1 protein-coding gene is annotated in these 223 nt (G+C 64.6%); it reads right to left on the bottom strand.

Translation table 11 applies throughout. The annotated features are described in order from the left end of the window. A partial coding sequence (locus tag AC0L21_RS38150; RefSeq protein ID WP_473267170.1) for a VCBS domain-containing protein occupies positions 1-223 on the bottom strand: 223 nt, incomplete at both ends.

Below are 223 nucleotides of genomic sequence, written 5' to 3'. Positions count from 1 at the left end.
CGCCGCTGGCAGGATCGAAGGTGAACGTGCCGTAGCTGCCGGCGAGGGAGGCAGGCGTCTGGAAATGGTCCTGGCCCATGTCGACATCCTGGACCGTGAGCGTGCCGCACGCAGTTAGTCTGCCGTCTTCCTTCACCGCGCCAATAGCTGTTCCCGAGATCACCGCGGCATCGTTGCTGCCGGTGATGGTGACGTCGATGAGCTGCGAAGCGGTGCCATCGGC

The sequence above is a fragment of the Bradyrhizobium sp. WSM4873 genome (assembly GCF_055811355.1).
The sequence above is the reverse complement of the archived record's forward strand: the minus strand, read 5'-3'. Positions and strand labels throughout refer to the sequence as shown.